Origin of the sequence: Clostridium felsineum DSM 794 (assembly GCF_002006355.2) — a bacterium.
Taxonomy (GTDB): Bacteria; Bacillota; Clostridia; order Clostridiales; family Clostridiaceae; genus Clostridium_S; species Clostridium_S felsineum.
In genome coordinates, this window is the sequence record NZ_CP096980.1 from 3,873,190 (window position 1) to 3,895,669 (window position 22,480).

The following is a 22,480-nucleotide window of genomic DNA, read 5'->3' on the forward strand; positions in this document are numbered from 1 at the left end:
ATCCTCCTAACCTTGCTGAGAAACTGTTAATTTACCTTCAACCACTAACTCATTGTTTACAAACGCACTTACATTAACATTTGATAAATTTCCAAAAGAGTCTATCTTATGAGCAATCAAAACCAGTTGGTCACCCGGCACTACTATTTTTTTGAATTTTACATTCTTAATAGCCGCAATGTAACCCACCTTTTCAGCTATATTAGCCTCTTCTATACTCTTTAAATCCAACTTGTCGCCTAAGAACTCTGTGCAGTACACTACTGCAGTAAGCTGTGCTAAAGCTTCCACTATCAGTACTCCTGGCATAATGGACTTTGTAGGGAAATGACCCTGAAAGAACGGCTCATTCACAGTAACATTTTTTATACCTGTTGCACTTTTTCCAGGATCTAATTTTATTATTCTGTCTAAAAGAAGAAAAGGATATCTATGTGGCAATAATGCACGAATTTGATCAGAATTTAGTACTACCATAATATTAATCCTCCTCTTGTTTTTCTTCTATGTAATCTGCTATTTTATTAACTGAACTGAAAACTCCAATATTATCATCAGAAATAGATACATCAAACTCAGCATCTATTCCAACTACTAATTCTAATGCATCCACTGAATCGAGTTCTAGTCCTCTTCCGAAAAGAGGTTGGTCATCTGTAATAACAGTAGGCTCAATATCCAGCGCTAACTGGTCAACAATTACCTGCTTAATTTTTTCGCATAATTCTATACGTGTTTTAGCTTTTTCTTGAATTTGTTCTCTTTTCACAATACCAATCTCCTATTATTTATTATTTTTTTCTTATTTTATATAAACCCTAATACAGGGTTATCCATTAATCATTCCACCATCTACAGTCAATACTTTTCCGGTTATATAAGAAGAATTTGAAGATGCAAAAAATACTACTGTTTTTGCTACTTCTTCCGGAAGTCCTATTCTACCCATAGGTATATGAGGTATATATTTATTTATAATTTCCATACCAGTTGCTTTTGTCATATCAGTCATGATAAAGCCAGGCGCAACTGCATTTACTCGTATATTGTATTTTACAACTTCTTTAGAAAGGCTCTTTGTTAAAGAAATAATTGCTCCCTTAGATGCACAATAATTAACCTGACCTGCTTGTCCAACAATACCACTAGTTGAGGAGAGGTTTACAATTGCTCCCCCATTTCCAAACTTAATCATTGTTTTTACTGCTTGCCTACAGCAGTAAAAGCATCCATTTAGGTTAGTTTGAATAACATTTTCCCATTTTTCATTACTCATCATACCGATATATCCATCCTGAACAATTCCAGCATTATTAACGAGTATATCTAATCTTCCCATTTCTTTTGCAGCAGATTTAATAACTTTTGTTACTTCTTCCTCGTTAGCTACGTTGCACTTATACACAAGAGCTCTACGGTTCATTTTCATAATTTCTTCTGCTACTTTATTAGCTTCACTTTCCCTACCATTATATGTTAAAATTACGTCTGCTCCATTTTTTGCAAGTTCTAATGCAATGCTTTTTCCTATTCCTCTGGAAGCCCCTGTTACAAGAGCCACTTCATTATTTTCAAACAGCAAATTAATGCCTCCTTTCTTATCTTTTGAATTAATATGACTTTGAAAGTTTAATTAATTTAGCTAAATCCTGAGGTATATCAGCAGTATATACCTTTTTACCTTTTTGAATACTTCTAAACATACCTGTAAGAGTTTTACCAGGACCTACTTCTACAAGTTCTATATCTTCAATTTGTAAAATATTTTTCATAGACTCATACCATTTAACTGGAGTTACAATTTGCTTAATTATATCTTCCTTGATTTTTATCGAATTAGTTGTAATTTCAGCATCACAATTTAAAACTATAGGGCAGAGAGCTTCTTTAAACTCTACATTATTTACTATAGATTTGAATTCATCATATATTTCCCTCATTAATTCAGAATGAAATGCTTGGCTTACCCTTAAAGGCACAACTTTTATGGCACCTCTTTCGATAGCTTTCGCAGTAAGTTTTTCTATCGCTTTAATATCACCTGAAACAACCATTTGAATTTGAGTATTAAATAGAGATATTGCAGCATATCCACTATCTTTAACTTCTTCACATAACTCTTTAATTGTTTCAACTGAAAGTCCTGTAATAGAAACCATGCTACCTTTCCGTTTGACACTTCCCATAAGACTAGCCCTTGCTTGAACAAGTTTTAACCCTTCCTCAAAAGAAATGACTCCTACTGCAACAAGTGCTGCAAATTGCCCTACACTGTGTCCAGCCACAACTACAGGATTAATATTATTTTTTATTAGTACATTAGATAGGGCTATACTGTGAGTATAGATTGCAACTTGCGTGAATTGAGTTTGATTTAACTGATCCTGTGTTCCAAAAGTGCACATCTCTTGAAGATTGTAGCCAACTATATTATTTGCCTTCTCATATACTCTAACTGCCTCAGGCATTGCTTTGATTGTTTTAAACATCCCCGAGTATTGTGCTCCCTGTCCAGGAAATAAAAACGCATTTTTCATTAGTACCCTCCCTTCTTTATCTATTTTCAGACATACACATAATGCATATGCATTGGTATTACTAGCTTCTAGAAGCTATATTGTAGTTTATTAATGAAATTTATATCATAAAGCTCATCCCCGGATAAAATATAGTTCTCGCAAACAATAAAAAACAAAGGATGAGATCTCTATGTATCAACGTTAAGAAATTTGTAACATAATTGAACCTTATAGAACATAAATATCTTTATGGTTATGTTAAAAATACTTTACATTAATAGCATTTATTGCCCTTAATAAGCATGATTACAATTTTAAACAAAGTAATTAAAATTTTACAATGACGTTTATAAAACTAGCCTTGCCCTTCATAAAAAACATAAGAAAACATCTTAAAAATGTAGATTTAGAGCAAAAATATATGGCAATAAAAAATCTATTTGAATAGTTTAATATAATTTTTTTTATTTCTTTAAAATAATTTCAATTATTTTAAAGTTTCACCTAATAATAAGTAAAATTTTTCAATAATCCTTAATTATTAATTATGCTCATCTATATATTAAACCTTATTACATATTTTATATATTTTATACTTAAAATACTTTTATTACTTAATATAATCATTTTGGATTCATATTACCTATGATTAATAATTATACATCCATCCCATATTTTTGTAAATACTCTGACACTAATTGTATTTTATTTCACCTTTATGTTATATCTTGTAATTATATGGTTATTTCGAATTTACTTTTTTATCCTCTTATTTATTAAATTACAAACATAAAAAAACACTAAATTTTAAATTAGGCTACTTAGGACCTATATTTTTCATATTCTACTGAAAATACAAAAATTATATGTATTTTATGGTTATAGTACAAACAATTAACTAATTAGCGTTTGATATTACCTTATTTTGTCATAATTCATGTATATTATAAATTAAAAGAGGATATTATATACATTATTAATACTGCTAAAATATATATCACTTATTTTAAAGAAAGAGTATTTAAAATTATTATCATCAACTAAAACATCAAAATATTGGGAGGTAGATTGTTATAAATATTTTTGTACTTAATGGTAGTCCAAAGGGTAATCAAAGTAATACTTTAAGAGTAACAGAATCTTTTTTAGATGGGCTGAATAGTAAAAGAATTTATAATGTTTATGTAGCAAATATAAATGAAAAAAATATTGAGCATTGTCGCGGTTGCTTTTCTTGTTGGACTCAAACTCCAGGTAAATGCATAATTAAAGATGATATGAAAGAACTTATTACAAAATACATTAATGCAGACTTGATTATATGGAGTTTTCCTCTCTATTATTTTGGAATGCCTTCAAAAGTCAAAGCTTTTCTTGATCGTATGCTTCCTATTTATCTACCATATATTAGCATAAATGATGATGAAACAAGTTGCCATCCATTACGTTATGATTTATCACATCAACGTTATATTCTTATTTCTACTTGTGGTCTTTATGGTACAAAGAATAATTACGAAGCTCTTTTAAAACAATTTGAATTTATTTTTAAAGATAGGTTAACTAAAATAATTTGCCCAGAAGGTGAATTATTTAGCATACCTCAGATTGATGGAAGAACCTCTAGATTTCTAACTCATGTTAAACAGGCAGGAAAGGAATTTTCAACTAATGGTGTTTTTTCAGAACATACAAAGCGTGAATTAAATAAGTTATTACTTCCTCCAAAAATATTTATAGAACTAGTAAACACCAGTTGGAGTATTACTGATTCTTCAATAAATAAAAATTCATAAGATAAATTACAACATTTTATAATCCAAAAAAGCATACTAAAAATATTATTTTTGAAATCTGATAATAGGTAATTTAAGCTGGACTATTGAAAATACTAAAGTTTAACTATAAATATCTAACGATAATATCAAGATATTCGAAAATAAAATATTCCTTAAAAAACTGTCAATATTAATAAACCTTATATGAGTATCACTTATTATTATCATTTAGTTTTAAAGTAAACTTCTGTATTTTTCAAAGCTTTTATGTGCTTCATTTATTCTTCCCAATTTGGTTAGTACAAGACCCTTATTGTAAAAGAAATCAGGATCTTGAGGGTTGCACTGTATTGCTTTGTCAAAATATTCCAATACTTCAACACGCCTTCCTAAATAATAAAGATTATTTCCTTTGTTATAGTAAGCTTCTGCACATTCAGGCTTAAGCTTAATAACCATATCAAAACATTTATTGGAATCTTCGTATCTCTTTAATTCCATCAGTATAAATCCTTTTTCAAAATAAGGTTTATCTTGATTAGGATTTATTTGTATAGATTTATCATACATCTCAATAGCTGCCTCCTGCATATTTAAAACACATAATTCATTACCTTTATTAAAATAAGCAGAAGCAACCAATGGATTAAGCTGAATACACTTATCATAGCATTTAATAGCTTCTTGACTTTCACCTAATAAGCTATATGAATTTCCCATATTATAATAAGCATATGATGAATAGTTCATATCTATCTCTAAAACCTTTTGAAAACATTTAATAGCTTCTTTATAAATCTCCATTTCTTGATAAGCATTTCCCATACTTAAATAGGCTTCAATAGATTTAGGATTTATTTTTAGCATCTCCATATATAAGCTGATCCCTTCTGAGTATTTGCTTTCCTCACATAATCTTTCAGCTTCTTTTGATAAATCTTGGATTATTTTATAATTATTTGATTGTTTCAAAATACACCACCTTATAATCTATAATTAGTTTCAAAGTCTATTCTATATACTAATTAAATTATATCATATAGTTATAAATAAAAATTTACTAAATAAAAAAATTCAACATGTCAAAACGCCTCTTTTAAAGGCGTCTTGACATATATATTGTACTCTAGTTTATTTGTCGTAAAACTTCTTCTGCATGTATTTTGAACTAACCTGAAAACTCTTAATTGGATCATTATCCACCCAATTTTTATGGGTTTCTAATACAACACCCTGTACTTTATTCTTTATAGCAATTGCTGAAAGTGTATCCAAATCCATATTTCCATTTCCTAATTCAGTATCATCTTGTTCCAGTATTGGTGTCATATAAGGACCTTTTTTTGTACAACCACGGTCATTAATATGCCATAATTTCATTCGTGTGCCTAATTTCTCCATCAAAGCGGGAACATTAGCACCACCATCTGACATCCAGTAGCTATCAAATTCGAAATTAACATATACGGGATCTGTTTTTTCAATTAAAATATCATAAGCAGTTTTTTTAGAAGTTACCTTTTGAAGTTCGCAATTATGATTATGATACAGAAGGTGTACTCCTTCTTTTGAAAGAGCTTTTCCAGCCTTATTTAGACGCTGAGAAAGCTTATCTACATCCTTTAAACTACTATAATCAAATTTGTACATACCAGTGATAACTACAGTGTTTGTCCCTAATTTTTTAGCTTCATCAGCTATGGCTTTCGAATCATTCTCAATGCTTCCCAAATCACTATGTAAACTTATGACCTTTAGTCCACTTTCTTTAATTAGTTTTGGCCAATCAAGCTTGCCACCATTACCAATAGGCATTCCTGCGAACTTTGTCATTAGTTTTACCGATATGGACGACTTGTGGATCATATAATCATTTAATTCAATAGATTCGTAACCTGCCCTTTTTATATTAAGTAAGGTTTGCAAAGCATTATCATAATTATTACACATTGTTCCTATCATAATTTGTTGAACTCCAGTTGTAATATGTTCAGAATTGTTCTTATTATTGCTTCTTACATTATCCTTTTGTTTTACATTCTGCGCAATTTTGTGTGAGCTCACAATTTTATTAATTCGGGCATTCTCTTTGATTTCATAACCAGCAATAACTATTATAACGAGAATAATTAACACAAGAATTACTGTTAATATTTTCTTTATGCTTTTCTTCATTTTAGCCTCTCCCTTTCATTGACTTATTTTGTTTCTACGTTATAATAATATCAACATCTGTCGATTTTACAACCGACAGATGTTTTAAAAATGTCGAGTACAATGGAGGGGCCATGCTAGAAAAAAACAATGTAAACCAGAGAGTTATGCTAACAAAACGCTTAATTCATGAGGCTTTATTAAAAATGCTAAAGACAAAAAATATTAATAAAATATACATACGAGAATTATGTGAGGTTGCAGGAATTAATCGCACTACCTTTTATAATCACTATGGAAGCCAATATGATGTATTAAATGAAATCGCTGATACATATATACAAAGTACGTCATTTACGGTTATAAATGATATGGCAGCAGGCAAAAGTATCCATGAATGCCTAACTGGAGTTCTACAATATATGAAAGATAATCTTGAATTTGCAAAACTTCTATTAGATTTAGATAATTATAACTTACTCACCCACATCACAGCCTCACTACCAAAGTTTGATCATATGGTCATTAAACACTTACCAGAGGACATGGATTTGGAGAAAAAGAATGCCATTGCTTCCTATGTTCAGTATGGAACAGTAAGACTTCTTAAAGAATGGATTCTTTCAGATTGCTTAAAATCACCAGAAGAAGAAGCACAATTAATTTTATATATTGCTGGAAGGACAATTGGTAATTAATAATCGCACATATGTATATGGTAATTTGAGATTTTAGAATCAACTTTACACGCAATCACACTGTTGTTTGTTATGGCACCCTCTCTAAACCTTTATCATATAATAATATAACGAATAACAACTAAAAAGATTAAAGTAAAAAGGGAGTAACGAAATGGATAAAAATTATTGTGATTGCGATGAGAACAATGAGAATAATGAAAAAAAAGTAAAAGACTTTATTAATTCATTAGAACATCAAGGCTGTATAGTTCAAGAAGGAGAATTAAGATATATAGATATTTTAAAATATTGCAGTGAAGGTTTAGTCAATAGTGCTTTAGGAAACAATGCTGGTGCTCCATATGCTCTTGCTCTAGTCCCTCCTTCTCCAAATCAGGAGTCTGATATAGAATTTATAACAGAAGGAGTTCCCTACAAATTACGTCCGGATGAGGCCATTGTTTTAATTGGCAAAACACCACCTAAGGCATATTACTACAGTTTCAGAAGTTTCCTTTTCTTTGTAAAAAACAAAATAGGAAAATATTATAGTGATAATTCTACTGTAGGCAATGATAAAACCGGCAAATACCATATGATATTTGGTAGCTTAGGCGATACTATCAATAACTATACTATTAAAACTAAAAATACACCTGATAGAATACTAGGATATCCCTATGATAGTTCTACGATTATCATTACAACTGCTGATCAATATATTAACCACCAGATTCGAAAGACTTTAATTAATTCCGGATTTAGTTCTGATATCATGAATAATGATAATATACCAAAGGAACTTGTTAAAATGGGACTAGAGAAGGGCAAAGATACCTTCGCTATTCTTATGAGAGCTTCAATATGGGAAAATAAGGACATTGGTCAAGAGTATTTAGATAATTTGGACAAATACTGGCATGTACTTCGCATTACACCTAAAAAGCCAATTGAAATGAAACATCCTTGGCCAATACCTACACTTAAAATGCGAGAAACTTGCAAGACAGAATTTAATTTACTTCCACATGCTAGATATGATTTAAATTATTTAAGATATAAGATTCTTGAAAAATATGATAGCGAAGAATATGAAGCTATAGATCTTAGAACTAATATTTGGGTTATGGAAAGCTTTGAGGCAATTATGATGGATGTGAATGTACTTGGTGAAAGTAGGGATGCCTTGTACTTGAAAACAAACAACTTTCAATTAACATCTGATGACGATTTTATAATTACCTACGGGGTTAATCACACCAAAACTGGAAATGCAGTTTACTATAATTCTAGTTTTTATGGTGCTAAAAAGCTTAATGGTGTTAGTGTTATTTACTCACCGGATTGTGAAGGATCGGCAAATGAATTTTTTCCTAAAGACTCCGAGGTATCCGATAATTATTATGTATATAAAATGGCTAGAAAAGGTGATGGTAATTGTACAGCTATTATCCCTTATAGTACAGGAAATCCAAAAGGTTCATGTTACGGAGTTAATAATTATCAAGAAGCCTTTATAGGATTTAGATTATATTTAAATCAAGAAACACTAGTTGGACCAGCACCTTATAATGTCATTTGGGATCAGGCTATTTTATTTAGGAAGAAGAAAAAGGATCAGCATCAAATAATAAAAAATGAAGCATAACTCCATGTAACGGAAAGTATTTTATAGAAATGCTGAAAATGAATTATAAATATAGAGGGGCGTATTAGCATAAACAAATATGTTAATGTGACCCTCTATATAAATTTACAGTAAAAGAACTCATTTAATTATAATTTAATAGCTTTACTACATACAGCATCAATTTTTCTAAGTACTTTCTCGTTCTTTGCTGCTGCTCCTCTTTCATTGGCAAAACCCATTCTTACAAGACCACAGACATCAAATCCAAAGCTCTTTATAATACGCTTTATTGTTCTTGATGCACCACTAAACATAAGTAACGGGGCGCCTTGTGTCATTATAAGCATGCACTTTTTATCAGTATATCTTTTTGTATATCTTCCTGGTTCTCCTCCAAGCATTGGGTACATACGATTTAACATAAGCCTGAAGCTTCCTGATGCATCATACATATATACTGGGCTACTAAAGATAACAAAATCACTTTCAATAATATCGTTAAGCAGGTCGTTCATATCATCTTTCCTTACGCACATTTCTTTCTTTCTGCAGGCAAAGCATCCCATACATGACTTAATATCCATATCTGTAAGGTAATATCTTTTTACTTCAGGATTTTTATCTGCAAAATTATTAATTGCACGTTCAACTAAAACCTCACCATTTCCATTTTTTCTTGCACTCCCATATACTGCTACTATTTTCATATAGTCAACTCCAATTTTTATATATTAATTAATTCAACTGTGGCATGACCAGTCACTTTTTTCCCCATATATGTTCCATTTACTTTACATGTTCCTTCATATTTGCTAAGTTTCTTAATTGAAGAATATATTTCCTGATTTTTTATAATTAGTTCTACGTCGAGCCTTGCATCAAAATCAGGTAAATCAAGATTCCAATGTATTGCATATGTCTGTCAAATCAAGTATAACCTTTATCAATAATGTCATATATATTACCGTTCAATTTTTTATTGTACCAGCTGTCTTCATATACAGAGCTAAACACTGATGTATTAGCATACCAAGCATTTCAAATACAGAAGATTCTCTACTAAGAATAGAATAATCAATTACTGTTACAACTGTATCAATTTCGATATCTCTTTCTTTTACATATAAGTTCATTTTATCCCAATTTCCTGACATATACCCTGTTGACATTTTTATATAAAACTCATTTTGACGCATTTCAACTTCTGAATTTCTACGTATATGATCTTTTAAAAAGTAAAAACCAGTTGTTTCACCTAAAATTGAAATACAAAAATGCCATTTAGTATCTCCAATTGGTTTTGGCATAACTTCATAATGCGAAACAAATAATTTAATACATGAATTGCTGATTCGCATTTATCTCTTCTTTTGTAATATTAACTTATAAAGTTTTTTAATTTATTTTCTGTCTTTCAAACAATTTCACAATCATATTATTTATTTGGTATTACCGAAATTTGCAAATATGATACATGCTCTGACCCTGAATATATTGTATTCAATGCACTTTTTTGATATGAGTTATTAAGTATATCAAGACCTGGTTCAATATCCAATTGAAGCTTCCATCTTTTTTTAAGTCGTGCTGTAGTAGGCCATATTTCAACTTCACATTCTACAACTTCTCCTGGAGATAATAATTGACAGTCTTTTTCTAAATGAGTATGATATGGTCTATACATAGTTGACTTTTCAGTATCTAATTTTCTATGTGATACTTTAAGTGATCCTTCTGCCACTGGGGATGGCTTGCCTTTGGAACCTGGATAACATCCATCAAAGCTTAATGAATAAGGTACTTCTTTATCATTTTCATCTAAAACTCTTATACAACATTTAACTGCCATATCACTAGATGTTGATGAGCACCAGATTTTTAGCTTTAAATATCCTGCTATAACCACAGCTTCTTTCATAGGTGCGGTTATAAATGTAACACCAGTATCACCATCTGCTTTATAGCTGATTGAATTTTCAGAATCACAAGTATCCTCATTTAATGATAAATTAGAAACATCAAGATATAGCTTTTTATATTCTGTACTTGCAACCGGCCATTCTTCTTCATTCTGCCAGTAATAACTTTCGTTACCTGTTCTTATCATCATTTTAACTGCTGGCTGTTCCATAATGCTATTTTCCTTACCTTTTAACCAGTAATCAAAGAAATCCTTATGCTCTTTTAAAATCATTGGTGTATACATCCAGTAATGAATTCCGCTTTCTGAATTTATCATAAGCTTTTTATCTTTAGATTTTGCATGAATAAATGCTTCACTTGACCCTCTTGTATGTATTCCAGGGTTTTCTATAGGCATTGAAGCATAAAAAGGAACATTTATTTTTTCAGGATCTGAACTAAAACATGGATATACTACATTCTTTGGATCATAAAATGGATGCTCTTTGTAAATACTTATAAAATCAACACCATTCCATTCTCCACAGCTATGCTTTGAAATAAAACCAAAAGTATTATAAAGACCTCCTCCACTATAAATAACATCTCTATAATAATCAAGGTCACCTGCAATTGGAATCATTGCTTTTAAGCTTGGTGGCTGAAGTGTAGAAACAGAATACATATTCATAGCATAATATGATGCGCCGTATAATCCTACCTTTCCATTAGACCATGGCTGTTTAGCTGACCATTCAATAGCATCATAATAATCTTCTGCTTCATGAAGGCTGAACTGTTCATGTAATCCTGGTGTATTACCTAAACCTCTTCCATCAACTCTTATAACAACATATCCATCTGGAACCCAGTCCATTGTATTTGCTACTTCGAAATTTTCACTTACATGTTCAAGCATTGGATTATCAGTGCATCCGTCTGGTGGAAATTTCACATTATCAGGAACCTTTTCTCCTGCCAAACCAATATGAAATTGTATAAATGGTGTTTCTTCTATAATACCTCTAAAATAATTATCTTCCATTTTTTCATGCTTTAAAAAATCTTCTTCATTAGCAATACATCCAAGCCAAAAGGCTTTTCCATATCCAGCATGACTCATTATAACAGGATATTTTCCTTTTGCTGATGGGATAAAAACATCAGCTAAAAGATAAGACCCATCTCTTGTTGGAATTTTTACATCTGTCATCTTTTTTATTCCATTTAAAGTTCTGCGTAAATGGTTTCTTGCCTGTGCTGCACTACGTAACTTCGTATCAAGTTCTTCAAATAGTGAAATTATTTCATTATCATATGTAAAATTATCTTCAGACTGATTAAAATTAATTTTATGTTTACCTATAATATTCTTCATTTTATCAGTAATTACTATTCCATTTTCAATGTGTTTAACCTTTCCAAGACTTTGAATAAATCTGGCCATATTAGTAACCTTTTTATTTGTTATCTTTTTAGGATTTCCTCCTACTTCATAAATAAGATCTGCAGGAGTAATTAAGCCTTTTCCAATCGCAGATCCTAATATAAGACTTCCAATTGAAAAAGTGACAGTTTCACCCATCTTATATGAAAATTCTCCATTTTCATTAGTTACTCCAGATATTGTAAGGGTTTCATAATTCATTCCACATACATTATCACCAAATATACCTTTTAGTACTTTTGTATTATTCAATATAATTCACCTCTATAAAATATTCTGCTAATACAGAAAACTTTTTTCTCAAATTGTGATTATTGTAGCATGATATTTTTTATGCTACAATAGTTTCATAACTTATATAACAAAAGAGGTTAATATGTATCATATAAAAGAAGATAAACGTTCAAAAAAATCTGCACAATTAATTACTGAAGGTCTTTTAAAATGTCTTAAAGTAAAAGAATTTTCAAAAATTACAATAACTGATATTCAAAAAAAGTCTTATGTTGGAAGGTCTACTTTTTACAGACTTTTTGATAATCTCTCAGATGTACTTTCATACCAGTGTGATAATATATTTGACAATATTTTAAAAAACACTAAAAAGCATCATACAAAATCAATAAAAAATATTTTCTTTTTCTTCACTGAATCATGGATGGAAAATGAATTATTACTTCAAACTATTGTATCTATAAACCGTTTCGATATACTTTATGAAGCCTATCGAAAAAGGGCTTATGATATTAAAGATTACTATTTAATAAATACCAATTTAGATGAATCAAAAATAGATTACCTTATTTCAATAGCAACAGCATCAATGGCTAGCATATTATCTATGTGGATACAGCATGGCAAAGTAGAAACAGTACAGGAAATATTTGAAAATATTAAGGTCATATCCTCTATGTTCTATAAAACAATTTGTGAAATAAAATAAACCTAAAAAGGCGTCGGTGGTGCGGATATTTTCTTAGACTAGCTAAACTGCAAATACAAGAAAATGTTTGCACCCCCTCAAGATTAATGGCGTAAGTTTTTATACACTATTTATTTTTAACTATTTAACCTATCCTTCGCTTCCTTTAAATCAATCCTTGCTTTATGTCCATGTTTCTCAAGTAAATATAAAAGATTAGCACCATTCATAAGAGTAAGTGGTTTACCATTAGCAAAATTATAAGCATCATTTCCATAATTTGATGTAGTAACAAGTATACCTTTAGTAGCACCTTCATTCATTACAGTTCCATACAAATCTCTTACTGCTGATACTCCAACTACATTTGTATATCTTTTTGCTTGAATAACAATCTTGCCACCTCTAATAGGGTCTGGATCAAATGCCACTGCATCTACTCCACCGTCACGACTTGCCTGTGTTATTTTCACTTCTCCACCATTGACATTAAATTCTTGTTCAAATATTTCTCTTATAAGATTCTCAAAATCTTGCCAATCAATTGCTGCTAAATTAACACTTTCGTCTAATTCACTAGTAACATTATATCCTTCTATAAATCTACTATCTTCACGGTTCATTGATACAAGCGGTGCAACTGGTGTAATATTAGCAAAAGTAGCATCAGAAATACCTTTTGCATTCTTAAACCAAGCTTTTGAATCAATAGCACTTAAATTTAATTCATTGAAATCCTGTTTTGATATATTTATAGTTAAAATATACGGCTCAATACTTTTACCTGTTGCCTTATCAATTGTACTTACTTTTCCATTAACAACCGCAGATTCTATAAAATCATGTTCTTTATCCGATTTAAAAATATAATTTAAATTCTGTAATACTATCTGATATATTACCATATCATATTTCTTTTTCATGTAAGATTCCGTCTGGAGAGATTCCTTAAATTCATTTCTTATTTTCACATAAGTAACCTTTTTTAATTTAGGCAAATCATCTATTGTAGGTAGTAAAATATCAACTATAATCATTTTATTATCTTGATTATATTCTACTTCAACTTGCCTATCATATTCGAAAGGCATTTTTATATTCTCTAAAACTAAAGAATAATATTTTTCAATTGCATGTGAATTGCCAGCTTTATACTCCTTAATAAATTTATCTACCTCATCATTGTTTTTAGCTTGTAACTTCTTAAAATTTTCTTTACCTTTCTCCCATTTCTCAAGATTATCTTTATATGTTTTCACTTCTTCTGCATATTTATTTTCAATGCTTTTTTTATTAAATTCCCATATAGACCAATCATTTTTAAACTCTTGATTATTTTTATTATGAAACTCTTCTAACTTTTTCTTTGATAGTTTAATTAAAAATGGCACCTTTGGATTATATTTCTCATCTGTTAACTTTGGTTCAAAAGGTATATTCAGTTGTTTAGGTTCCTCTGGTTTCTCAATTCGATATTCTGAAAAATTCTTCATACTTTTAATATCAAAAGGTTTTAAATTTAATGAATTCAATAATATTGAATCTAACTCCTTTTGAATTTTTTCAGCTTCATCTGTCATTTTATTTGAATATGCTAAGCAATCTTCAACATTTTTTAATTTCTTTTCTTTTTCTGCTTTTTTATTTTCAGCTAAACATTTTTTTGACCATTGTTCATCGCATTGTGCTTCTAATACCTTAACTTTTTCATCTAACTCATATCTTGATTGTGCTTTTACAATTTTATATTTTTTAAGTCCATTATGTCTAATTTCTTTTTCATATAAAAATTTACTTGCCATTGTTTCCTCCATGCTAAATTATTGTTTATTAATATTTACATTGTATATTTCAAATTAAATTATAACATAAATGGCATACAATTCTAATTTTCAGCATATTTCCTTAATTCAATATTTTACATAAACATGAGTTCCTGTATAAACTTCCACCTCCTTCGAGTTTATATTAATATTTCAACCTCCTTATGCTAATACTAATTTAAATTAATTATAAAAGGTGGATATTATGACCCCTATAGAAAGAGCTTACCTAGCTGGTATAATCGATGGTGAAGGCAGCATAATGTTAATAAAGTTCCATTGTAATCAATTTCATGCTCCCTGCGTTTCTATTGCTTCTACAACCTTAGAATTACTAACTTGGATAAAAAACACCACAAATGCTGGTACTATAACAAAAAAGAAAAATTATAATAAAGAAAAGCATAAAGATTCATACGCTTACTACTTAAAATACGATGATGCTATCAATTTTTTAAAAGAAATATCTGATTATCTAATAATATCTTCTAAAAAACAAAGAGCTAAATTAATATTAGATAAATACAAAAGCGTGACTCCACGAAACGGAAAATATTCTAAAGAAATGCTCAAAATGAAAAATGAATTCTATGAAGAGTTTATTAAAATAAAATAATAAAGGTAAAACCCACGACAAATTGTCGTGGGTTTTTATTGGTGGAGGCGAGGGGACATCTATTCCACTGTTTCCATTTTAAATTTAATGGGACTGACTATATCTTAAACTTCAATTGAAGCTTCCTGGCGTATTATAGAAGTATAATTTAGTTTTAACCTTCTATCCTAGTACTTCATATTCAACTTGAACTTAGAAGCCTATAAGTCGATACACGGCTGGTGAGTTTCCTCCCATACCACTCGGTATTGCCGCCGTCTTTACGCTGCGGTTTCACCGATAAAGCCAGGTTATCACTTATAAATCACTCCATAAGGCGACTCTATTTGAATCGAACCCCTGTCCGAAAATGGTTACATTCAAGCATCTCCGAGTGCAGTTCGTATTTTAACATTCCCTCCATGAAACGCCTACGAACAGGCTTTTCACTTCAGTAGCTTCATAAATTCCGTTCCTTACTCAAAGCTTTGTAAGGCTCGGGTCCCCGCTGTCGACGCCAGACTCTGAGTCGCGGGACTCTCAGGCTGACGTTAGCTGACTAAGCAGCTAAAGCTAAATTATTTTCGTTATCCTTTATTTTTAAGGCCTATAGTTTTTTAACGCGGGTCCACAGGTTCCCTCGACTCGCTTCCTAAACACAACATCATCCCCGTCGAAACCAAAAGCGCCCCCATATTATAATGTTTAACTTTAAATTTAAGAGTTATACACAAATTTAAAATTAAAAGGCACAAAACTGTGAATAAACACAAAGTTTCATGTGGATAACGTTAACTTCTTGTTTTTAATTGTAATAAAAATTATATCACATTTAATTTTATTTGCAAGCATTAAACTATAAAATAATTTTTTTATTTAAGCTTACAACGTTTATTATGATACTCCAAAGCACAAACAATTTCAAGTATAATTTTTTTCATATAGTTACAATAAATAGAGGATGTATAATATCTCCTACAATATATACATCCTCTATCTACTTATTTAGGTAAATCAGTTAGCATCTTTGCAATTGATGTATATTCATTTTTAAGGTCATTATCGCATTTATATAGCCCTACCATTTGTATGTGATCTGTAGATGGTCTTACCCCAAGGTAATTCCATACGCCTTTTTCTGGTACTCCACTAAATGGCACTATTTTATCGCTTGACCCTACATGAGGACCTTCAGCTGATATAATACTAACAAGTCCATCATTTTGCCACCAAGTCTTTGTAATAGGTACTTGTCCTTCATTATTATTTATACATGAACCAATATACTTTGAGGATGATAAAAATAGCGGATTCATATTAGCGTCTGGAACTTGATACTTTGTTGATGAATCTTCATGAGTATCCTGACAAGCTAATGAAAAATAGTATACATCTTTTTGAGCTGAAACCCAAGAATTAAAAGCCTTAGATCCTTCTGGCGTAAGATCCCATAAACTGAAATCCTTTGTTTTATTCCATAAATTACTGCTATTAACCTTTTGTGTGTAATCTTTAAGAGATTCGCCTTTCTCTTTACGAAGTCCCCATTGATCTAATCTATAGTCAAAACAAGGATTACTTGAATCCACAATACCTGCTTGAGCTCCAAGAGATGCTACAAATTGCTGAACATTTGGCAAGATTTCTGATAACTTATTAGCAGTTGGACTTCCATCATTAGGCGTACAGAGTGTTGTTACACTGCTTACCCATGAATGTCCACCTTTGAAAAGCTCAGAAATATTGCCTGATGGTGTTGCTGCCATTTCATCCTCACTTCCCTGCTCCAATAGCTGAGTCATAAGTCTTATAGTTTGTCCTCCCATGCTGTGCCCTATTAAATGTACTTTGTTTATACTTCCATCACTAGCTGCTTCTCCTAAAGACTTATAAACGCCAGGATAAGTTCTTCCATAACGCTCATGTCCATATTTTTTTGAATGTGCTTCACCATAGTCAACAGTGCCACCTTTTAAATAAGCATACAGCTCACAGGCTCTGTCCCAATTACTAGTTATTGAACCTACTGTAGGTGTATACACTGTATAACCTTCATTGGTTAAATAATCTCTTAAGCTAGAAAAGCCTCCCCAATAATTAAGCCCAAATAATTCTGTATTTCCCCAACCAAGAAGTCCATGAACCATAACTATAGGGTAATTATTGTTAGAAGTGCTTGCTGTTTTATAGTCTTTGGTGCTTGCTAAGGCATAACCTTGTGGATAAATAGCAAAAACCATAGTTAAACTTAATAAAATGATACCAACTTTTTTTCTCAATTTTCCCATAAAATATTCTCCTCTCTACATTTTTATAAAGTTTATATAAAAAAAACTATACATTATAGTAATTAAATTGTAAATAAGTTAATTAATCGTAGAGAAGAGACACTATTTACTTAAAAGTATAATTATAAAAAGGAGAATCCGTAGCCGCTGTCTGCCAATAAGTAAATGAATATTTTATATTATCTCCAGTTTTAAGTCCTGTAATGTTTTGTTCCCATCTTTTTGTGCTGTTATTATAAGTCATTCTGTAATTAAGCTGATTTTGAGAATTAACTATATAATGCACGTCAGTCCAAGCTGCACTCGGTGATGGATTAAACCAAATTACTGCACTATTCGCACTTGTTTTTGTTACTCCATAGGACGTTCCTACTGGTGTTGGCGTTGGAGTCGGTGTTGGAGTTGGCGCCACCGAATTCAAAGGTTGAGCAGTAAATGGGTTCCATCTGCTTGCTGCTATAATAAGCCATCCTGTACTTGATACACAATTTTCTTGTGCCATTGTCCAGTAATTATTGTTTGTGCCCATAAGTGAATATGGTACTCCACCTAAAGATTCTCCTACTGTTGTACTTTGCTTTTTAATTATGTTATCTATTATATTATCTGCCTTATTAACATTTCCCTGCATGTAGTACGCACAAGACATAAATGCTGAGCCTTCAAACCATATATCCGCTCCTCTATTATTAGCATTGTCACTTTCCCAATCGAAATCATATAAAGTCATAGTTTGTCCGTTATCAGCCGCCGTTAAGGTTTCAACATATTTAGGATTACTAAGTGTACCTACCCCTGATGAATTACCTTTTGCATTTTCTATATAAGCTAAGCTTGAAGCATAATTATGTGGATTATTACTTCCACTAAGCGCCATAACTCCCCATGGATTTACGTCAAGAGGAACATATGGATCTACTGTTTGGGTATCATTTTTAAAGCCTCCATGAAATCTATTGTAGGCACTATCCCATTCAACATTATCTAAAAAACTTCTGACCTTATCATCTGCCGTCTTATATGTTGAACTTTTTTCTGGTGTTGTGCTGGCAAAATATTTAAGGGCTGCATACGCATCTATATTTTCTTCTGTACCAGACCAAGTAACTGGCTGCCAAGTTCCTGATGCATATGTCTGTCCCCCTGAAATTCCACCATTAGGCTTTTGAAATTGAAGTGCCCAATCAATATATTTAGTAGCCATTGCATGGAATGAAGTATCTCCTGTTATTTTTTCATAGTTCATTACCGCCAAACATACCCACATTCCAGGTCCCACATTTTTTATAATTTCTTGACCTGAAAGATTATTATTCCAATATGAATTACACCAAGAACCATCACTGCCCTGTATTTTACTCATAAGTGTTAGTATATTTTTAGACCTTGTTGTATCTCCCTTTAATAAAAATGCAATTGCTGCAACACCTTGGTCATAAGTATAGCTTATTTGTTTAGGTAAGTTAGGTCCCCAATAATCTTCAAAGCTATCTACTATACCACTTGGAAGTCCTGTTCCATCTAATTTTGCACTGTCTTGTTGAGTTTTTAACCATGTATATGCATTATCTGAGGATATCCTATATTTTGTCTCTACTACTGGGATGTTAGAAGCTTTTACGTTTAATTTAGTTGGTAAAATTCCTCCTATTAAGCTCAAAGTAAACGTCGCACTTAATATTAAACTAATTTGAGTTCTTTTCACTTTAATCCCTCCAAAAATTTTATTAATGTAAATAATATATTTTACATTAATAAAATTATATACTATACACGTCTTCATTTCAATATATAAGAAAAGATGGTGTAAAATATAAATTTACACCATCTTTTATCTGTTACTTTTCATTACTCTATCTATTTCACGTTTAGCATCTTTTTCTTTTAAAGAATTTCTCTTATCATAATTCTTTTTACCAACTGCAACCGCTAATTTTACTTTTACTCTTCTGTTTTTCAAATACAAGGCTACTGGAACTAGCGTATATCCCTTTTGACTTGCAAAACCTAAAAGCTTACCAATTTCGCTTTTATGTAAAAGAAGCTTTCTTTTTCTTAAAGGATCTACATTGAAAATATTTCCTTGCTCATATGGACTAACATGCATGTTACAAGCAAAAACTTCTCCATTTCTTATTTCTGCGTAACTATCTTTAAGATTTGCTCTTCCGTTCTTTATCGATTTTACCTCCGTGCCAACAAGCTCTATTCCACATTCATAGGTTTCCTCAATAAAATAGTCATGCCATGCCTTTCTATTATCAGCTAAGGTATTGTTCTCTGTATTCTTTTTAGCCATAAATGTCACCTACTTATCTTATATATAATTTTACAACAGGGAAACTAGCTTTAATATTACTTTAACTAGAAACCTCTTTAAAATCACTTTTCTTAAAATTATATCACATATAAACTCTGTGTAGCAAAATTAAAACTTATGTCTTTAAAAAATTTCACAAAAGACATAAGTTTATATTTTTAATCTATTTGCTTTTCTTCTGTTTCTTCCTCTTTAGAAACTAATTTAAAATATATTTCATGAGAATCTACATTTACTTTATCAACCTTTATTCTTGCTTCATCACCTAATTTATATATTTTTTTAGTTCTTTCACCTACAAGACTTAAATATTTTTCATCATAAATATAGTAGTCATCTGTGAGCTCACTTATGTGCACAAGACCTTCTATAGTATTAGGCAGCTGTACAAATATACCGAAGTTAGTTACAGAAGATATTATACCGTCAAATTCTTCTCCTACTCTATCTGCCATATATTCTGCCTTCTTCAAGGAATCAACTTCCCTTTCAGCTTCTTGAGCAACTCTTTCCATTTCTGAGGATTGAATTGAAGCATAGTCTACTGTTCCTATAAGTTTTTTAGATCTATTTTCATCCATTCTTCCATTTATATATTCCTTCATTACTCTGTGTATTATAAGGTCTGGATATCTTCTTATAGGTGATGTAAAATGGCAATAATATCTTGCTGCTAAACCAAAGTGACCTGAACATTCAGGCGAATATCTAGCCTGCTTTAAAGATCTTAAAAGTAGTGTACTTACCACTGTTTCTTCTTTTTTACCTTTTATTTTTTCTATTACATCCTGAAGCTGCTTTGGATGAACTTCTGCGCCCCATCTTACAGCATATCCCAAGTTATGAATAAATTCATTAAATCTCTCTAACTTTTCATTATCTGGTTCCTCATGAACTCTATAAACAAAAGGTATATTAGCCCAGTAAAAATGTTCTGCTATAGTCTCATTACAAACAAGCATAAACTCTTCTATTATTCTATTTGCAATAGCTCTTTCATAAGGTTTTATCTCTACTGGTTTTCCAAGTTCATTGAGAGTTATTTTACTTTCCTCAAAATCAAAATCTATTGCTCCTCTAGATAACCTCTTTTTATTAAGTATTGAAGCTAATTCCTCCATGTTTTTGAAATCTTCATATAGATATTCATAGACTTTAATAGTTTCTTCATCATGATCTCTAAGTATTTTAGTTACATCTGTGTAAGTCATTCTTTCATTTGTCTTAATTACACTTTCAAAGATATCATGCTGAATTACCTTACCTGTATTATCAATTTCCATAAAACAGCTCATTGCAAGCCTATCCTGTTTTGGATTAAGACTACAGATGCCATTTGAAAGCTTTTTAGGTAGCATTGGAATAACTCTATCTATAAGATATACTGAGGTTGCTCTTTTTAGAGCTTCCTTATCTAGTGGATTATTTTCTCTGACATAGTTTGAAACATCTGCTATATGAACTCCAAGCTTAAAGTTACCATTTGGCATTTTTTCTATTGATACAGCATCATCAAGATCCTTTGCATCCTCGCCATCAATTGTAACCATTTTTATATTCCTTAAATCTCTTCTTCTTTTGTATTCGCTCTCTGGAATTTCGTCTGGTATACCTTCAGCAAATCTCTCCACCTTTTCTGGAAATTTCTCCGGAAGCTTGTGTTTCTTTATTATTGTTAGAATATCTACGCCTTTGTCACCCTTACTTCCTATTATCTCCACTATTTTTCCTTCGGGATTTCTTCTTTTCTTAGGCCATACCGTTATTTCTGCTATTACTACATCTCCAGTTTTGGCTCCATTTTTATCGCTCTTAGGTATAAATATATCTTGGGCTATTCTAGCATCATCAGCTACTACAAATCCAAAATTTTTGCTATTTTCATATATTCCCACTACAGTTTTATTAGCTCTTTCAAGAATTCTTATTATTTCACCTTCACACTTTTTACCATTGTCGCTTTCTTTAAGAATTTTTGCAACAACCTTATCACCATTTAAAGCTCCATTCATGTAGACAGATGGAACATATATATCTGGTCTATCCTCTTCTGGTATAACGAAGCCAAAGCCTTTAGCATTTCCCTGAAGAGTACCTTTTATAAGTCCCATTTTTTCTGGCAACCCAAAATGATCTGTTCTATTTTTAATTATAAGTCCTTCTTTTTCCATATTCTTAAGTAATTCTTTAAATATTTTATAATCGGCTTTTTCTATTGTAAATACTTCTGACAATTCCTTTATATTCATAGGTTTGTATGCCTGTTCTCTCATAAACTCAAGTATACTCTCTCTTATATTCATGTATAATCACCTCATTATAATTCTTATCTTTTATTTCAAATATTATTCAATATAAAATACTTAAAATTTATAAAAATAAAAAAGATACAATTCAAAACGTAAAATGAATCATATCTTTA

Annotated in this window: 19 protein-coding genes and 1 other RNA gene; 5 read left to right on the forward strand and 15 right to left on the reverse strand. The window is 30.9% G+C overall.

All coding sequences use genetic code 11. The features are described from left to right. Positions 1–6: 6 nt before the first annotated feature. The 4 genes from fabZ to CLFE_RS18130 are packed head-to-tail and all read right to left on the reverse strand — an operon-like array spanning position 7 to position 2,537. Positions 7–477, reverse strand: coding sequence for a 3-hydroxyacyl-ACP dehydratase FabZ (gene fabZ / locus CLFE_RS18115; RefSeq protein ID WP_077835556.1), 471 nt, complete (start codon positions 475–477; stop codon positions 7–9). Positions 478–481: 4 nt separating this feature from the next. Next, a complete protein-coding gene (locus CLFE_RS18120; RefSeq protein WP_139355697.1) occupies positions 482–769 on the reverse strand; it encodes an acyl carrier protein in 288 nt (95 codons plus the stop codon). A 60-nt stretch (positions 770–829) separates the two neighbouring features. Then, positions 830–1,582, reverse strand: a complete 753-nt coding sequence (gene fabG / locus CLFE_RS18125) for a 3-oxoacyl-ACP reductase FabG (protein ID WP_207651288.1) — start codon at positions 1,580–1,582, stop codon at positions 830–832. A gap of 28 nt (positions 1,583–1,610) precedes the next feature. Beyond that, positions 1,611–2,537 (reverse strand): ACP S-malonyltransferase, encoded by a 927-nt coding sequence (locus CLFE_RS18130; protein WP_077894330.1) that lies wholly within the window; start codon positions 2,535–2,537, stop codon positions 1,611–1,613. Positions 2,538–3,598: 1,061 nt separating this feature from the next. Here CLFE_RS18130 and CLFE_RS18135 point away from each other — a divergent pair. Further along, entirely contained in the window at positions 3,599–4,315 is a 717-nt protein-coding gene (locus CLFE_RS18135; protein WP_242951668.1) for an NAD(P)H-dependent oxidoreductase, read from the forward strand. 216 nt (positions 4,316–4,531) lie between these two features. On the opposite strand, the gene CLFE_RS18140 is transcribed toward CLFE_RS18135, so the two are convergent. After that, positions 4,532–5,269: a tetratricopeptide repeat protein gene (locus tag CLFE_RS18140; RefSeq protein WP_077894328.1), complete on the reverse strand. Its 738-nt coding sequence runs from the start codon at positions 5,267–5,269 to the stop codon at positions 4,532–4,534. Between the two features lie 159 nt (positions 5,270–5,428). Continuing rightward, a complete protein-coding gene (locus tag CLFE_RS18145; protein WP_077894327.1) occupies positions 5,429–6,472 on the reverse strand; it encodes a sugar phosphate isomerase/epimerase family protein in 1,044 nt (347 codons plus the stop codon). Positions 6,473–6,585: 113 nt separating this feature from the next. Between CLFE_RS18145 and CLFE_RS18150 the strand changes: the two genes are divergently transcribed. Both CLFE_RS18150 and CLFE_RS18155 read left to right on the forward strand, forming a co-directional pair. Continuing rightward, complete coding sequence (locus CLFE_RS18150; RefSeq protein ID WP_077836095.1) at positions 6,586–7,149, forward strand: TetR/AcrR family transcriptional regulator; 564 nt, start codon at positions 6,586–6,588, stop codon at positions 7,147–7,149. 154 nt (positions 7,150–7,303) lie between these two features. After that, on the forward strand, positions 7,304–8,779 hold the full coding sequence (locus tag CLFE_RS18155) for a hypothetical protein (protein WP_077894326.1): 1,476 nt from the start codon (positions 7,304–7,306) through the stop codon (positions 8,777–8,779). A gap of 128 nt (positions 8,780–8,907) precedes the next feature. Here CLFE_RS18155 and CLFE_RS18160 read toward each other — a convergent pair whose 3' ends face one another. From CLFE_RS18160 to CLFE_RS18170, 3 genes are all read right to left on the reverse strand, one after another. Further along, the gene (locus CLFE_RS18160; protein ID WP_077894325.1) at positions 8,908–9,468 is read right to left on the reverse strand and encodes a flavodoxin family protein; all 561 of its coding nucleotides are present in this window, start codon (positions 9,466–9,468) and stop codon (positions 8,908–8,910) included. 261 nt (positions 9,469–9,729) lie between these two features. Next, a complete protein-coding gene (locus CLFE_RS18165) occupies positions 9,730–10,068 on the reverse strand; it encodes a hypothetical protein (RefSeq protein ID WP_139356192.1) in 339 nt (112 codons plus the stop codon). A 128-nt stretch (positions 10,069–10,196) separates the two neighbouring features. Next, a complete protein-coding gene (locus CLFE_RS18170; protein WP_077894323.1) occupies positions 10,197–12,362 on the reverse strand; it encodes a CocE/NonD family hydrolase in 2,166 nt (721 codons plus the stop codon). A gap of 124 nt (positions 12,363–12,486) precedes the next feature. On the opposite strand from CLFE_RS18170, the gene CLFE_RS18175 reads away from it, so the two are divergent. Beyond that, on the forward strand, positions 12,487–13,053 hold the full coding sequence (locus CLFE_RS18175; RefSeq protein ID WP_077894322.1) for a TetR/AcrR family transcriptional regulator: 567 nt from the start codon (positions 12,487–12,489) through the stop codon (positions 13,051–13,053). Between the two features lie 116 nt (positions 13,054–13,169). On the opposite strand, the gene CLFE_RS18180 is transcribed toward CLFE_RS18175, so the two are convergent. Continuing rightward, the gene (locus tag CLFE_RS18180) at positions 13,170–14,834 is read right to left on the reverse strand and encodes a restriction endonuclease (RefSeq protein WP_169850979.1); all 1,665 of its coding nucleotides are present in this window, start codon (positions 14,832–14,834) and stop codon (positions 13,170–13,172) included. A 226-nt stretch (positions 14,835–15,060) separates the two neighbouring features. Here CLFE_RS18180 and CLFE_RS18185 point away from each other — a divergent pair, with 226 nt between their 5' ends. After that, a complete protein-coding gene (locus CLFE_RS18185) occupies positions 15,061–15,471 on the forward strand; it encodes an LAGLIDADG family homing endonuclease (protein WP_077894320.1) in 411 nt (136 codons plus the stop codon). 327 nt (positions 15,472–15,798) lie between these two features. Here CLFE_RS18185 and ssrA read toward each other — a convergent pair. The 5 genes from ssrA to rnr all read right to left on the reverse strand — a co-directional run bounded on the left by ssrA (position 15,799) and on the right by rnr (position 22,361). Continuing rightward, positions 15,799–16,134: a transfer-messenger RNA gene (gene ssrA, locus CLFE_RS18190) on the reverse strand. Between the two features lie 317 nt (positions 16,135–16,451). Next, positions 16,452–17,738 (reverse strand): esterase/lipase family protein, encoded by a 1,287-nt coding sequence (locus CLFE_RS18195; protein ID WP_077894319.1) that lies wholly within the window; start codon positions 17,736–17,738, stop codon positions 16,452–16,454. Positions 17,739–17,844: 106 nt separating this feature from the next. Continuing rightward, positions 17,845–19,443, reverse strand: coding sequence for a hypothetical protein (locus tag CLFE_RS18200; RefSeq protein ID WP_242951667.1), 1,599 nt, complete (start codon positions 19,441–19,443; stop codon positions 17,845–17,847). Positions 19,444–19,569: 126 nt separating this feature from the next. Then, positions 19,570–20,037: an SsrA-binding protein SmpB gene (gene smpB, locus CLFE_RS18205; RefSeq protein WP_077894318.1), complete on the reverse strand. Its 468-nt coding sequence runs from the start codon at positions 20,035–20,037 to the stop codon at positions 19,570–19,572. A gap of 179 nt (positions 20,038–20,216) precedes the next feature. Next, positions 20,217–22,361, reverse strand: coding sequence for a ribonuclease R (gene rnr / locus CLFE_RS18210; protein WP_077894317.1), 2,145 nt, complete (start codon positions 22,359–22,361; stop codon positions 20,217–20,219). Positions 22,362–22,480 lie beyond the last annotated feature (119 nt).

Excerpts from the sequence above, each read along its gene's own strand:
- fabZ (WP_077835556.1), bottom strand. The coding sequence starts at position 477 with ATGGTAGTACTAAATTCTGATCAAATTCGTGCATTATTGCCACATAGA.
- CLFE_RS18130 (WP_077894330.1), bottom strand. The coding sequence starts at position 2,537 with ATGAAAAATGCGTTTTTATTTCCTGGACAGGGAGCACAATACTCGGGG.
- CLFE_RS18145 (WP_077894327.1), bottom strand. The coding sequence starts at position 6,472 with ATGAAGAAAAGCATAAAGAAAATATTAACAGTAATTCTTGTGTTAATT.
- CLFE_RS18150 (WP_077836095.1), top strand. The coding sequence starts at position 6,586 with ATGCTAGAAAAAAACAATGTAAACCAGAGAGTTATGCTAACAAAACGC.
- CLFE_RS18155 (WP_077894326.1), top strand. The coding sequence starts at position 7,304 with ATGGATAAAAATTATTGTGATTGCGATGAGAACAATGAGAATAATGAA.
- CLFE_RS18160 (WP_077894325.1), bottom strand. The coding sequence starts at position 9,468 with ATGAAAATAGTAGCAGTATATGGGAGTGCAAGAAAAAATGGAAATGGT.
- CLFE_RS18165 (WP_139356192.1), bottom strand. The coding sequence starts at position 10,068 with ATGCCAAAACCAATTGGAGATACTAAATGGCATTTTTGTATTTCAATT.
- CLFE_RS18175 (WP_077894322.1), top strand. The coding sequence starts at position 12,487 with ATGTATCATATAAAAGAAGATAAACGTTCAAAAAAATCTGCACAATTA.
- CLFE_RS18180 (WP_169850979.1), bottom strand. The coding sequence starts at position 14,834 with ATGGCAAGTAAATTTTTATATGAAAAAGAAATTAGACATAATGGACTT.
- CLFE_RS18185 (WP_077894320.1), top strand. The coding sequence starts at position 15,061 with ATGACCCCTATAGAAAGAGCTTACCTAGCTGGTATAATCGATGGTGAA.
- CLFE_RS18195 (WP_077894319.1), bottom strand. The coding sequence starts at position 17,738 with ATGGGAAAATTGAGAAAAAAAGTTGGTATCATTTTATTAAGTTTAACT.
- smpB (WP_077894318.1), bottom strand. The coding sequence starts at position 20,037 with ATGGCTAAAAAGAATACAGAGAACAATACCTTAGCTGATAATAGAAAG.
- rnr (WP_077894317.1), bottom strand. The coding sequence starts at position 22,361 with ATGAATATAAGAGAGAGTATACTTGAGTTTATGAGAGAACAGGCATAC.